Genomic DNA, 13,962 nt, shown 5'->3' on the forward strand with positions numbered 1-13,962 from the left:
ATGGACGCCAACCGGGGGTTCAATACCCTCCAACCCNNCAACCCTNCNNCCCGACCGGCCGGGTACATTTTTACCCAGCGGATGGAACTGAGCAGCGCCTATTTGACGAATCTGTGCGATTAGGCCCCTTTTCAGTAAACTACGCCCTTTTATTGCCCCTGTTGAGAGGATTCGCCCCCGATGAGCACCACTTTTCCCTGGAGCACCAACCCCCGCATTCAGCGTGCTGCCAAGCGCATGCGCGCTGGCGGCGTGGTCGCCTATCCCACCGAGGCGGTCTGGGGCTTGGGTTGCGATCCCAACAATGCCGAGGCGGTGGCGCGGCTATTGGCCCTGAAGAGCCGCCCCTGGGAAAAGGGTCTGATTCTGGTCGCGGCCCGCATTGAGCAGTTTGTGCCTCTGGTGGAGCGACTGGACAAAGGGCTTCAGCAACAGTTGCGGGAGAGCTGGCCGGGGCCCGTGACCTGGTTGGTGCCCACCGCCGGCCTGGTGCCCGAGTGGATCAGCGGACGCTTTGAGTCGGTGGCGCTGAGAGTAACTGATCACCCCGTGGCCGCTGGCCTGAGCCTCGCTTTCGGCGGCCCGATCGTGTCCACCTCCGCGAACCCGGCAGGCAAACCCTCCGCCCGCACCGCTCTGGAGGTGCGCCGCTATTTCAAAGACCGGCTGGACGATGTGACTCCCGGGCGTGTCGGTAACCGAACTCAACCCTCCCAGATTCGCGACTTGATCACCGGGGAAGTTCTCCGTTAATCGAGCTTTGCTGATTTCTGCCATGCTAGACTGCGCCCTCAGCGCACACTAGATGGCGCTGGTGAATCAATGACCAGGATTGGTTTTATGGAGATCAATATGAAAAAAGTGATTTTGGCTTCGGCCTTGGTATGTGCAGCGGGCGCGGTGCAGGCGGATCAGCGTCCTCAGTGGAATCAGGTGTCAGTCGCCTATCAATCAGCGGACGTTGAGGGTGAAACTTTGACCGGCTTTGGTTTGGGTGGCTCTGCGCTGCTGTCGGAGAATATTTTTGTGGCTGGGGCGTTTTCCCAGCTCTCGGACGATGTTGAATTGTTCGGCGATACTTTGGAAATGGACCTTAATACGGTTTCCCTTGGGTTGGGTTTTCGTCATGGACTGTCAGTGAATACGGATCTGTTTGCTATCGTGAGCTATGAGGATATAGAGGTTGACGCTGCTTACATGGGAGAGTCCGGCAGTGCCAGTGACAACGGTTACGGATTGACAGGTGGTTTCCGCTCAATGCTGTCTGAGTCGTTTGAGATTAGCGGCTCACTCGGTTATGTCAATATTGACGATGAATCAGAAACCTCTGTTGCAGTCGGCGCTGACTACTTTTTTACCGACACGGTGTCGATCGGATTAGGCCACGTGATGGCAGACGATGTGGACACCACCAGCATCAGTCTTTCCGTCTATTTTTGATCGACTCACTCCGGGGCCGGGCGTCGGCCCCGGAGTGGTATTTCTCTCTGTCTTAACGGCCATTCGTATTATCTGTTAACTCCAGCACCGCGCAGAACGTTTTCCGTTCTTTCACCCAGCTTGGCGCCTGCATACGTATTCAATCGATTGCAAAAGGTGTATTGTGGTATTTTCGGCCACTTTCCCCGAATTCGGCCCGCTCCCTCCGGGCGTCGCCGATCGATCGAATAACGTAAACGGAGCGCCCCATGAAACGCCCTTATACCCTCCATCGCACCGCATTGCTGGCCACGGCCCTGGGCAGCCTGCTGCTCACCCAGGCCTGCCAGAAAACTGAACCGGCGCCTGAATTCCAGGCCGCCAGCCCGGCGACGCTGGAGGGCGACATGATTGCCTTTCGCTCCACGCTGGATAACCGGGCTCGCATGCTGACCGTGCGTCAGCCCGATGACATCAAGCTGGCGTACGACGTGGAAACCGGCAACCTGCACCAGGCCTGGCGGGGCACGGTGCACTTTACCGGCGCGGTCTTCGATACCCGACACGGCCCCCAGCCCGTCTCCGAGGGCGACCTCTACCTGACCCAGGATGCCCGGTGGCAGACCGAAGGGGCCAGCGTTCAGTATGGCGGTCATCGTTATTCCGGCGATCAGCTGGCACTGCGTTACGACGTTGAAGCGGATGGCTGGAAGGCGACGGTCTGGGAAAAGCCCAGCGCCCGGCTGGAGGAGCAGAGCCTGATCATCACCCGGGAGTTCGCGGTCAATGGCCTGCCCAAAGGGCTGGGCTTGACCCTGACCGGCCTGGCCGAGGCAGCGGACCAGTCATTGGTCGGCAGCGGTGAATGGCAGGGCAGTCAGACCTTGCGGCTGAAAAACGGCGTGACCCGGGTGCAGCGCACCTTTACCGATCCGACTCGGGTCGAGCGACCGGATGAAGCGGGCGAAGGCGACCACCCCGGCCAGACCCTGGTTGAGGGCAGTGACTGCGCCGCCTGTCACAACCCGGAAATCAAGACGGTCGGCCCCTCCTACCAGTCCATTGCCGAACGCTACGACAATACTCCGGACAACCGGGCCATGCTGGCTAAGAAGATCATTCTCGGGGGCGCCGGCAACTGGGGTGAGGTGCCCATGAGTCCGCACCCGGACCTCAGCCAGGAAGATGCTGAGCAGATGGTCGACTACATCTTCTCCCTGCAGGAAGAAACGGAGGGAGAAACCCGCTGGAATCTCGACCAGCCGGCCACCGACACACTGGAGTTGGTGGCTGAGACCCCGGCCGAGGCCACGGGAGATGGTGCGCTGGTATACCGCCACCTTTTCAGTGGCGATCAACCCAATATTGAAAGCCTGCGTGGCACGGCCCCATCCGAAGTGGCCCGGGTGTCGCGCATTCACTTCCCGGACAAGGCCTCTTTCAAGCCGTTGGATTTGCGCTTCGCCCTGCAGGTAAAAACCCACCTGAAAGTGGACGAGACGCTGGAGACCGAGCTGCGCCTGATCAGTGATGATGGCGCGGTGGTGTACCTGAACGACGAGCTGCTGATCGACAGCTGGGGCTTCCATGGTCCTGAGCCGGAAGATGCCAGCGTTACCCTTGAGCCGGGGCTCCACTCACTGGAGGTGATCCACTTCCAGAGTCACGGCGGTGCGACCCTGTCGATGCAGTGGCGCAATCCCGAAACCGGCGAATTTGAAATCATTCCGGCGGAGATGTTGCAGATCCAGGCGGCCGATCGCCGGGACGTGGTGCCGGTGATTACCGATCCGGAACGGGTCAAAACCATTCCCGGAGACCAGACCAAAGTCGCCGGTGTACATCCGGCCTTCGATCGCTTCCAGGCCCGTCCGGACGAGTTTGAACCCATGGTCGGGGGCATTGATTTTCTGCCCGATGGCCGGATGGTCATCACTACCTGGGATCCGGAAGGCTCGGTGTATATCGTCAGTGACTACGACAAGGGCCCGGAACAGGCCAGCGTCAAACGTATCGCCCGGGGCCTGGCCGAACCGCTCGGCGTGAAGGTCGTGGACGGTGATATCTACGTGCTGCAGAAACAGGAACTGACCCGCCTGGAAGATGTGAATGGCGATGAGGTCATCGACGTTTATCACTCGGTATCCGCGGACTGGTCCGTGACCGACAACTTCCACGAGTTCGCCTTTGGCCTGGAATACCAGGACGGTTACTTCTATGGTGCGCTGGCGACGGCGATTTTGGCAGGCGGTGCCAGCGCCGACCCCCAGGCGCCGGATCGTGGCAAGGCCATCAAAATCCGTAAAACCGACGGGCAGGTGGAGTTCGTTGCCCAGGGCCTGCGCACGCCGAACGGCATTGGCTTTGGTGTGGACGGCGAGCTGTTTATTGCCGATAACCAGGGCGACTGGTTGCCCGCCAGCAAAATCGTCGAACTGACGCCGGGGGCCTGGTACGGCTCGCGTTCGGTGGACTTCGAAGGCACCGCCGACCTGACCGAAACCAAACCGGTGGTCTGGCTGCCCCAGGACGAAATCGGCAATTCCCCCAGTGAGCCGGCGCCGCTGAACGTCGGCCCCTACCAGAACCAGATGATCCACGGCGAAGTGACCCACGGCGGCATCAAACGGGTGTACGCCGAGCGGGTGAACGGCCGTCTGCAGGGCGCCGTGTTCCGCTTTATCCAGGGGCTGGAAGCCGGCGTCAACCGCCTCGACTGGGCGCCGGATGGTTCACTGATCGTCGGTGGTGTCGGCAACCCGGGCAACTGGGCCGATGGTGAAAAACAGTGGTACGGACTGGAACGTCTGGTCTACAACGGCGAGACCGCCTTTGAGATGCTCAGCGTCAGCGCCCGCTCCGACGGCTTTGTGATCGAGTTTACCGAGCCGGTGAAGGCGGGCCAGAATATCAGCCCCGAAGATTTTGAGATTCTTCAGTGGTATTACGAGCCCACCGCCGAGTATGGCGGTCCGAAAAAGAACGTCACCGAGTTGCCGGTGGAAGGCTTTGCCCTGTCGGAGGACCGCAAGCGGGTGAGCTTCAAGCTCGGCGGACTCAAGCCCGACCATGTGGTGTATTTCCGCATCGCCCGGCCCTTTGTCAGTGAGACCGGCAACAGCCTGTGGACCACAGAAGCATGGTACACCCTCAACGCCATTCCGGAAGACCAACCGGTGGCGCTTGAAGGTCGTCAGCCCCAGCACAATCAACTGACTGATATCGAGCAGGCCGAAGGCTGGAAGCTGCTCTTTGATGGCAAAACCCTCAACGGCTTGCGCAACTACAACGCCGATACCCTGGGTGAGCGCTGGGTCATAGACGATGGTGCCCTGCATATGCAGCCCAACGATGGTCGCCCCGGTGGGGATCTGGTGATTACCGACGAACCCCTGACCCGCTTCGAGCTGTACCTGGAGTGGAAGCTGGCGCGCAACGGCAATAGCGGCATCATCTACAGCGTGGATGAGTCGCCGGAGCTGGAGGCGCCCTATATGAGTGGCCCGGAGTACCAACTGCTGGATAATATCGGCCACCCGGACAGTGAGATCTACACCCATCGGGCGGCGGACCTGTACGACCTGATTGCCGCCACGCCGGTCACCGTGAATCCGGCCGGCGAGTGGAACCGCACCCGTCTGGTGGTGGATAACGGGCGGATCGAGCACTGGCTCAATGGCTTTAAAGTGGTGGAAGCCGAGATGGGCACTCCGGAATGGGAGGCGATGATCGCCGAGAGCAAGTTTGCCGACTGGGAGGCCTTTGCGGCGACCCCGGAGGGGCATGTGGTGCTCCAGGATCACGATGACCCGGTGTGGTTCCGCAACATCAAGTTGCGGAAATTACCGTAAGGTGGACAAGCGACTTCGTAGGTAATGCTCCGCCTGGGTATACCCTTGTGAGACGCGCCGTAAACCCATCCATGGGGGCTCGATCACCCGCCATCCAGGCGGGTGACGGTCTCACAAGGGTATACCCAGCCTCCGCAGTGCCTATGTAACGTTTCGGGAACTAGCAAGTGAGTTATAACTCAATCCGCTTACCATCCTCCCGGGCGGACTTGAAAATCGCCTGGACAATGCGAATATCCCTCAAGCCTTCCTCGCCGGGCACCATGACCGGCATGTCCTGCAAAATGGCCCGGGCATCGTCGTCCATCTGCGCGGCCTGCTGGTTGGCGATGGGTTTGTCCAGTTTCCTGCCATCGCTGGTGGCGCCCTGCACACCGTTGTAATTGGACATGGGCCGCAGGTAATAGGAACCCTCAGCGCAGGTCACCTCCAGCTTATTGCCCGGCTTCACAAAACTGGTCATACATTCGGCCACCGCACCACTGGGGAACTCCAGGGTAAAGTGGGTGGTGGAATCCACTTCGGTGAAGGCTTCGGGGTGGGTAATTTCATGTCGACCGGACACCGCTACCGGCTCCTCACCGGCGGCATAACGAGACCCATTAAGCGGGTAGACGCCCATATCGTACATGGCGCCACCGCCCATATCGGCACGCATCCGCCAGTTGTCCGGCGAGCGATTTTCGCCACCGGAGTATGCCGCCACCGCATCAATGCGCTCAATCGCCCCGTAGGGTTTGTCCTTGGCGAACTGCATCACCGTCTGGGTATTCGGCTCATGCTGCATCCGGTAGCCGATGCTCAGCTTCACGTTGTTTTTACGGCAGGCATCAATAATCTCCTGACACTCCGCCTCATCCATCGCCATCGGCTTCTCACACCACACATGCTTCCCCGCATTGGCGCCAATCACCGAAAACTTCTTATGCAGACTCGTGGGCGTCACCACATAAATCACATCAATATCCGGATTATCCGCGATGGTGTGCATGTTCTCGTAGTTGTACACATTGGCGTCCTTGATACCGTATTTTTCCTGCCATACCGGAATCTTCTCCGGGCTACCGGTGACAATCCCGCGCAGCTCACAGTGTTGGGTCAGTTGCAGTGCCGGCGCGAGCTGGTTGGTGCTGTAGCCACCGAGACCGACCAGGGCGACGCCCAATTTTCGAGAGGGGCTCCCCAGCAGGTGGGGGGACCAGCCGGACGAGAGCAGGGCGGTTGACGCGCCGAGGCCTTGTAGGAAGCGGCGGCGGTTGAAGTTGGGGTGGGGCATTGTGGGAACCTCCGGGTTGGGTTACGGCGGGTGCGGCCTTTGGCCTTACCCGCCCTACGCAAAGTAACGCAGAATGTGGCACGGAGGTTTGCGGTGGGGTATACCGTTTCAAAACCGTGGAGCGGGGGGACCCGCGATGCGAGCCCCGTGGACGACCCACATGGATGTGGGAAGTGTCCCGAAGCGCTGGGAGCGCGAAGGGACCGTATTCACGGCGTGTCTTGAAAGGGTTCACCTCGCAGCGACCCGGGCTTGAAGCAACAAAAATAGCTGGATACTAAAACGCTTTGTCTCAGCGGGACGTCATAATCATTCTGACCATAACCCAGTTTAGATCACTCTGGCCATGAATTTCGCCTCGGTGGGTTCGGGCGCGTACAATACGCCCTCAATCGACAGCGCGAGACTCACCATGCCCACCGAAAACGCCCCCGACAAACAGGCCGTCAAAGACTACCTGCTCGGACTCCAGGACCGCATCTGCGCCGAGCTGGAAACCGAAGACGGCGGTGCCCGATTCCTACAGGACGAATGGCAGCGCGAACAGGGCGGGGGTGGCCGCTCCCGGGTGCTGACCGAAGGCAACGCCATCGAAAAAGGCGGCGTCAACTTCTCCCACGTCTTTGGCGACCAGATGCCCGCCTCGGCGACCGCCCACCGGCCCGAACTGGCCGGGCGCTCCTTCGAAGCCATGGGTGTCTCCCTGGTCATCCACCCTAACAACCCTTACGCCCCCACCAGCCACGCCAACGTGCGCTTCTTCATCGCCGAAAAACCCGGCGCCGAACCCGTCTGGTGGTTTGGGGGCGGCTACGACCTGACCCCCTACTACGGCAGCGACGACGACTGCCGTCACTGGCACCGCACCGCCAAAGACGCCCTGGACCCCCACGGCGACAATCTCTATCCGTTTTTCAAGAAATGGTGCGATGACTACTTTTTCCTGAAACATCGCGACGAACCCCGGGGCGTTGGCGGCCTTTTCTTCGACGACTTCAACGAACTGGGCTTCGAGCGCAGCTTCGCGGTGATGCGCGCCGTGGGCGACAGCTACCTGCCCGCCTACCGCCCGATCCTCGCCCGGCGCAAGGACACCGAATACGGCGAACGCGAGCGCAACTTCCAGCTTTACCGGCGAGGGCGTTATGTCGAATTCAATTTGGTGTATGATCGCGGCACCCTCTTTGGTCTGCAGACTGGGGGGCGCACGGAGTCGATATTGATGTCTCTGCCGCCCCTGGTGCGCTGGGATTACGACTGGCAACCGGAGCCGGGCAGCGCCGAAGCGGCGCTCACTGAGCACTATCTGCAGGCCAGAGACTGGATCGAATAACAAGAGCTGGAAGGTTGTATGACAGACGCTTACGCCGTATTCGGCGATCCCATCGCCCAGAGTAAGTCCCCCTATATCCACCGTCAGTTTGCCGAGCAGACCGGGGAAGATATCGCCTACACCAAACAACAGGTGGCCGAAAAAGACTTCGAGCAGGCCGCCGATGCGTTTTTCGCCAGTGGCGGCAAAGGCCTGAACATCACTGCCCCGGACAAACTGGCCGCCTATGGTTATGCGGCCCGCCTGACACCGCGTGCCCGCCGCGCCGGTGCGGTGAACACCCTGGTAAAGCGAGCGGACGGTACCCTGCTGGGCGACACCACCGATGGGATCGGCATGGTAAACGACATGCACAACCTCGGCTGGGAGATTGCCGGCAAGCGGCTGCTGATCCTGGGTGCCGGGGGGGCGGTGCGCGGCGTACTTCAACCGCTGATGGAGCAGGAGCCCGGCTCACTGACCATCGCCAACCGCACCGTGCACAAGGCCGAGCAACTGGCCAAAGGGTTTGCCGACCTGGGCGTGATTGAACCGTTGGGGTACGAGGCCTTGAGCGGACGTCAGTTTGACCTGGTGATCAATGGCACCTCCGCCGGCTTCGGCGGCGAACTGCCGCCCCTGCCCGAGGAGCTGCTGGCCGAAGGTGCTGCCTGTTACGACATGATGTACGCCGCCGAACCGACACTGTTTCTGCAGTGGGCCGAAGCCCACGGCGCTGCCCGACTGACCGATGGCCTGGGCATGCTGGTGGGACAGGCGGCGGAGTCCTTCTATCTCTGGCGCCAGGTGCGCCCGGAAGTGGTCCCGGTGATTACCGCGCTGCGCCGGAGCCTGTCTGCCAAAAAAGGGGCGTAAGCCCTGTCGGCTTTGCTGTAAGATAAATAGCATTTATGGTCGGTAAGGCGCGTCGGCGCGTATATCCGGCTTTCCAACCACAGCGAGCAAGGTAATGAGCAGACTAGAGGGCGGCCGCAACCTGACCCATCAGGTGACCTACCAACTGGGCGCAGCCATTGTGCGCGGGGAGTACAGTGTCAATGATCCCCTGCCCACCGAGGCGGACTTGTGCGAGCAGTTTGATATCAGTCGCAGCGTAGTGCGTGAAGCGGTGAAAATGCTCACCGCCAAGGGGCTGATTTCTTCCCGGCCCCGCCAGGGCATTCGGGTGCAACCCAACCATCGCTGGAACATGTTTGATGAGGACGTTCTGGAGTGGACCCTGAGCAGCCGCCCCTCCCTGTCGCTGCTGCGCGAGTTCACTGAGCTGCGCATCGGCATCGAGCCCGAAGCGGCCATTCTCGCCGCCCGGAAGCAGAGCCGGGAGCGGATTGCCGATATCGAAAAAGCGCTCTTGCGCATGGAAGCCGCCGAGCGGGGCCATGATGACCCTCTGGAGGCGGACATTGCCTTCCACTCGGCCATTCTGCTGGCCAGCGAAAACCGCTTCTTCATCCAACTGCGCAATTTCATTCAGACCGCGCTGCGGGTCAGTATTGCCTCCACCAACCAGATGAAAGGCGTTACCGTGGCCAGCGAAGCCGACCACCGGACGGTGTACGAGGCGATTGCGCGCGGTGATGTGGAGGGCGCGGGCAAGGCCGCCGTAGCCTTGTTGGAGGAAGCGCTTCAACTGATCGACGCCGCGATTGCGGCTCGTCGCACCGAAACCGCCTGATTTTCATGGCTGCAGGAACCCCTCCCCATGTCTGATTCCGACACGCCGGGCAAGCCTCGGCGCAGCACACAGAGTTACGGCAAACTGGATAAGGATGGCTTTATCCACCGTTCCTGGATGAAAAATCAGGGGTTGCCGGATCATGTGTTCGACGGTCGGCCGGTGATTGGCATTTGCAACACCTGGTCGGAGCTCACCCCCTGCAATACGGGCCTGCGGGAACTGGCCGAGTACGTCAAACGGGGCGTCTGGGAAGCGGGCGGACTGCCGCTGGAGTTTCCCGCCATGAGCCTGGGGGAAACCCAGATGCGCCCGACCGCCATGCTGTTCCGCAACCTGCTGGCCATGGAAGTGGAAGAGTCCATTCGCGGCAACCCCATTGATGGGGTGGTGCTGCTCGGGGGCTGCGATAAAACCACCCCGGCCCAGATCATGGGCGCCGCCAGTGTCAATCTCCCGACCATGGTGGTGTCCTCCGGCCCCATGCTCAACGGCAAATTCCGCGGCCAGGACATTGGCTCGGGCACCGATGTCTGGAAGTACTCCGAGGCGGTACGCGCCGGGCTGATGAGCATTGATGATTTCATCGCCGCCGAAAGCGGCATGTCCCGCAGCCGGGGCGTATGCATGACCATGGGCACCGCCTCCACCGTGTCCAGCCTGACCGAGGCCATGGGGCTGAGCCTGCCCTTGAACGGTACGCTTCCCGCTGTGGATGCCCGCCGTCAGGCGCTGGCGCACCTTACCGGGCGGCGCATTGTCGAGCTGGTCAAGCAGGATGTCCGCCTCGCCGACATCCTGACCCGGGAAGCGCTGGAAAACGCGATTGTGGTCAATGCCGCCATTGGCGGGTCCACCAACGTGGTGGTGCATCTGCTGGCCATTGCCGGGCGGCTGGGGATCGAGCTGGCACTGGATGATTTCGACCGGCTCAGCCGGGACATTCCACTGCTGGTGGACCTGATGCCCTCGGGGCGTTTCCTGATGGAAGATTTCCACTACGCCGGTGGCCTGCCTGCCGTCATGGCGCGTATCAAGGNCNGGTTGCACACAACNATNCGGTGACCGTCTCGGGTGCNGCTCTGGGGGACCAGATTGCTGNCGCGCAATGTTACAATNACGACNTCATNCGNNNGCTGGACAATCCGGTNAANCCGGATTCNGGCATNTGGGTNCTCAAGGGNAACCTGTGNCCCAAGGGNGCCATNATCAANCCCAACGCGGCGACNCCNGCGCNGTTGGANCACACCGGNCGGGCTGTGGTGTTCGAGAGCATCGAGGACTACAAGGCGCGCATCGACGANCCGGATCTGGACGTGGACGAACACTCGGTACTGGTNCTCAAGGGGTGTGGCCCCAAGGGCTACCCCGGCATGCCGGAAGTGGGCAATATGGCCCTACCGAAAAAACTGCTCGAAAAGGGCGTGCGGGACATGCTGCGTATCTCGGATGCGCGTATGAGCGGAACCGCGTTCGGCTCGGTGATTCTCCACGTTGCGCCCGAATCCAGTGCCGGNGGCCCCNTGGCNNTGGTGCGCAATGGCGATGAGATTGCATTCAGTGGCAAAAACCGTAGTCTATCGCTCAGGATCAGCGACGCCGAGCTGGCGCAACGGCTGGCCGAATGGCAGGATAGTCGGCCGGAGTCAGAATACACTCGCGGCTATGCCAAGTTATATATTGATACCGTGCTCCAGGCCGATCAGGGCGTCGATCTGGACTTTTTGAGGGGCGCCAGCGGCGACCAGGTGGACCGGGAATCGCATTAATGACTGAATACACCCGCTATGCCAGTCTTGCTCACCGCTCGGTATTCATTACCGGCGGGGCGACCGGAATAGGCGCTTGCCTGGTCGAGGCCTTTGCCGCCCAGGGCAGCAATGTCGCCTTCGTCGACCTCAATGAAGAGGCGGGGAATGAGCTGGCCGAGCGGGTGCGTGCCGNACACGACGCCCAGGTGGTATTCCGCCGCTGCGATGTCACCCGAATCGACGAGCTGCGCGCCGCCATTCGCGCCCTCGCGGATCAGTGTGGCGACTTCACCGTACTGGTGAACAACGTCGCCAATGATCAGCGCTACGACCCCCGTTATCTGTCTGAGCAGGCCTGGTACAACAGTCTGGCGGTCAACCTGCACCCGGCGTTTTTCGCCGCCCAGACGATNCAGCCCCTGATGGCCCGGCAGGGCGGCGGGGTGATCATCAANTTCAGTTCCATCAACGCNCTGTTCGGGCCGAGNAAGCTGCCCAGTTACAACACCGCCAAGGCGGCCCTGCTGGGNCTGACCAAGTCCCTGGCCCGGGATTTCGGCTCGGACAAGATCCGGGTGAACGCGATTGTGCCCGGCTGGGTGATCACNGAGCGCCAGCTCAACAAGTGGCTCACGCCGGAGGCGGAAGCCTGGTGGATGGATCAGGTGTGCCTGAANGAGCGGATTCTGCCGGAAGATGTCGCCAACTTGACNCTGTTTCTCGCCTCGGACGACGCCCGGATGATCACCGGNCAGAAGTTCGTNATCGATGGTGGNCGGTTGTAGCTGAGTACGCGGCGGATGCGCCTTCGGCTTATCCGCCCTACGNGAGCTGCCGTGGTATCCGCCGTAAACACACCCAATTCCCACTTTTCCCCCTGAAATCCCTACATCGGCACTCGCAGTCGATGCGGATTATCCGCATAATAGCCGCTCGAAAAATTCCGGCGGAATCCGTGCATTCATCGGCAATACTCTTCGGCGTACCTCCCAATAGAACGCAGGGCGGCGAAGCGGGCGTAGGGGCGTCCACACCGCACCCGCCGGACAATAATCACATAATATGGAGTGCAACATGAGCTTGTCACCACTTGATATAACCACCTTTGCCGTTTACTGCGTGCTGCTGGTCGGCATTGCCTGGTGGGTTTCCCGGGAAAAAGCCGGCCACGAAAAAAACTCCACGGACTACTTTCTGGCGGGTAAATCCTTGCCTTGGTGGGCCATCGGCGCCTCGCTGATTGCGGCGAACATTTCCGCCGAGCAGATCATCGGTATGTCCGGCTCCGGCTTCGCCATCGGCCTGGGCATCGCCTCCTACGAGTGGATGGCAGCCATCACCCTGCTGATCATCGGTAAGTACTTCCTGCCGATCTTCCTGGAGAAAGGCATCAGCACCATGCCCCAGTTTCTGGAGCAGCGCTATGACAGCCGGGTGCGCACGGTCATGGCGATTTTCTGGCTTGCCCTCTATACCTTTGTGAACCTGACCTCCATTCTGTGGTTGGGTGCTCTGGCGATCAATGCTATCACCGGGCTGGACCTGGTCTATGGCNTGNGCTTCCTGGCGGTGTTCTCCATCGGTTACTCCATCTACGGTGGCCTCAAGGCGGTCGCGCTGACCGACATCATCCAGGTGGTGCTGCTGATCATCGGTGGCCTGATGGTGTCCTTCNTGGCGCTGGACCAGATCGCCGAAAATGCCGGCGGTTCCGGTGCTTTCCAGGGCTTCTCCATCATGCTGGCGGAGATTCCCGAGAAGTTCGACATGATTCTGGACCCGAGCAACGAGCACTACATCAGCCTGCCGGGCATTTCCGTGCTGGTCGGTGGCCTGTGGATCATGAACCTGTCTTACTGGGGCTTTAACCAGTACATCACCCAGCGCACCCTGGCTGCCAAGAGCCTGGCCGAAGCGCAGAAGGGCATCGCCTTTGCCGCCTACCTGAAAATCCTGATGCCACTGATTGTGGTGCTGCCCGGTATGGCCGCGGCCATGCTCAAGCCGGNTCTGGCCCAGCCGGACCAGGCGTACCCGGAAATGATGAAGCTGGTACCGCAAGGCCTGCTCGGCATCACCTTCGCCGCCCTGGTGGCCGCGATTGCCTCGTCCCTGGGTTCCATGGTGAACAGTATTTCCACCATCTTCACGATGGACATCTACAGCAAGATGATCAACCAGAANGCCACCGAGCATAAAAAGGTCATTATTGGCCGCTCCGTCGCCTGCCTGGCGATGTTGATTGCCGTGATCATCGCCCGCCCGCTGCTGGGTAACTTCCCCCAGGCGTTCCAGTTTATTCAGGAATTCACCGGTTTCTTCACTCCGGGTATCGTCACGATCTTCCTGCTGGGCTTTTTCTGGAAGCGCGCAACCGCGACGTCAGCACTGGTCGCGGCCATTGCCTCGGTCGTGCTCTCCGCGCTGTTCTGGAAGTTCATGCCCGGCCTGCCGTTTATTGATCGGGTGGGTATCGTGTTTATTGCCTGTGTGGTGCTGGCCGTCGTGATTACCCTGATCAGCGGTGCCAAAGAGCAGAGCAATGCCATTCACCTGGACAACATCGATTTCAGCACCCGTACCAGCTTCAATGTGNTGAGCATNGGTGTNGTTCTGATCCTGGTCGCGCTGTANAGCGTCTGGTGGTAAANCGTGCG

The 13,962-nt window shown here is 60.7% G+C and carries 11 protein-coding genes; 10 read left to right on the plus strand and 1 reads right to left on the minus strand.

Features of this window, described 5'->3' with window-relative positions:
* Window positions 1-180 precede the first annotated feature (180 nt).
* The 3 genes from tsaC (at window position 181) to CMG77_RS14725 (ending at window position 5,270) form a co-directional block, all read left to right on the plus strand.
* Entirely contained in the window at window positions 181-753 is a 573-nt protein-coding gene (gene tsaC, locus CMG77_RS14715; protein ID WP_286804348.1) for an L-threonylcarbamoyladenylate synthase type 1 TsaC, read from the plus strand.
* 87 nt (window positions 754-840) lie between these two features.
* Entirely contained in the window at window positions 841-1,440 is a 600-nt protein-coding gene (locus CMG77_RS14720; protein ID WP_286804347.1) for an outer membrane beta-barrel protein, read from the plus strand.
* Window positions 1,441-1,688: 248 nt separating this feature from the next.
* Window positions 1,689-5,270 carry a 3-keto-alpha-glucoside-1,2-lyase-like domain-containing protein gene (locus tag CMG77_RS14725; RefSeq protein ID WP_286804346.1) on the plus strand — a complete coding sequence of 1,194 codons (3,582 nt, stop codon included), beginning with the start codon at window positions 1,689-1,691 and terminating at the stop codon, window positions 5,268-5,270.
* Window positions 5,271-5,442: 172 nt separating this feature from the next.
* Here CMG77_RS14725 and CMG77_RS14730 read toward each other — a convergent pair whose 3' ends face one another.
* On the minus strand, window positions 5,443-6,546 hold the full coding sequence (locus CMG77_RS14730; protein ID WP_286804345.1) for a Gfo/Idh/MocA family protein: 1,104 nt from the start codon (window positions 6,544-6,546) through the stop codon (window positions 5,443-5,445).
* Window positions 6,547-6,958: 412 nt separating this feature from the next.
* On the opposite strand from CMG77_RS14730, the gene hemF reads away from it, so the two are divergent.
* The 7 genes from hemF to CMG77_RS14765 all read left to right on the plus strand — a co-directional run bounded on the left by hemF (window position 6,959) and on the right by CMG77_RS14765 (window position 13,954).
* On the plus strand, window positions 6,959-7,879 hold the full coding sequence (gene hemF / locus CMG77_RS14735) for an oxygen-dependent coproporphyrinogen oxidase (RefSeq protein WP_286804344.1): 921 nt from the start codon (window positions 6,959-6,961) through the stop codon (window positions 7,877-7,879).
* A gap of 18 nt (window positions 7,880-7,897) precedes the next feature.
* Window positions 7,898-8,734 (plus strand): shikimate dehydrogenase, encoded by an 837-nt coding sequence (gene aroE, locus CMG77_RS14740; protein WP_286804343.1) that lies wholly within the window; start codon window positions 7,898-7,900, stop codon window positions 8,732-8,734.
* Between the two features lie 94 nt (window positions 8,735-8,828).
* Entirely contained in the window at window positions 8,829-9,554 is a 726-nt protein-coding gene (locus tag CMG77_RS14745; protein WP_286804342.1) for a FadR/GntR family transcriptional regulator, read from the plus strand.
* A gap of 27 nt (window positions 9,555-9,581) precedes the next feature.
* The gene (locus CMG77_RS14750; protein ID WP_286905000.1) at window positions 9,582-10,619 is read left to right on the plus strand and encodes a dihydroxy-acid dehydratase; all 1,038 of its coding nucleotides are present in this window, start codon (window positions 9,582-9,584) and stop codon (window positions 10,617-10,619) included.
* A complete protein-coding gene (locus CMG77_RS14755) occupies window positions 10,616-11,323 on the plus strand; it encodes an IlvD/Edd family dehydratase (RefSeq protein WP_286905001.1) in 708 nt (235 codons plus the stop codon). The genes CMG77_RS14750 and CMG77_RS14755 overlap by 4 nt, the downstream gene beginning before the upstream one ends.
* A complete protein-coding gene (locus CMG77_RS14760; RefSeq protein ID WP_286905003.1) occupies window positions 11,323-12,090 on the plus strand; it encodes an SDR family NAD(P)-dependent oxidoreductase in 768 nt (255 codons plus the stop codon). Before CMG77_RS14755 ends, CMG77_RS14760 begins: the two co-directional genes overlap by 1 nt.
* A 289-nt stretch (window positions 12,091-12,379) precedes the next feature.
* Window positions 12,380-13,954, plus strand: coding sequence for a sodium/sugar symporter (locus CMG77_RS14765; protein ID WP_286905005.1), 1,575 nt, complete (start codon window positions 12,380-12,382; stop codon window positions 13,952-13,954).
* The last annotated feature ends 8 nt before the right edge of the window (window positions 13,955-13,962 follow it).

This window comes from Marinimicrobium sp., assembly GCF_002695945.1.
Lineage (GTDB): Bacteria > Pseudomonadota > Gammaproteobacteria > Pseudomonadales > Cellvibrionaceae > Marinimicrobium > Marinimicrobium koreense.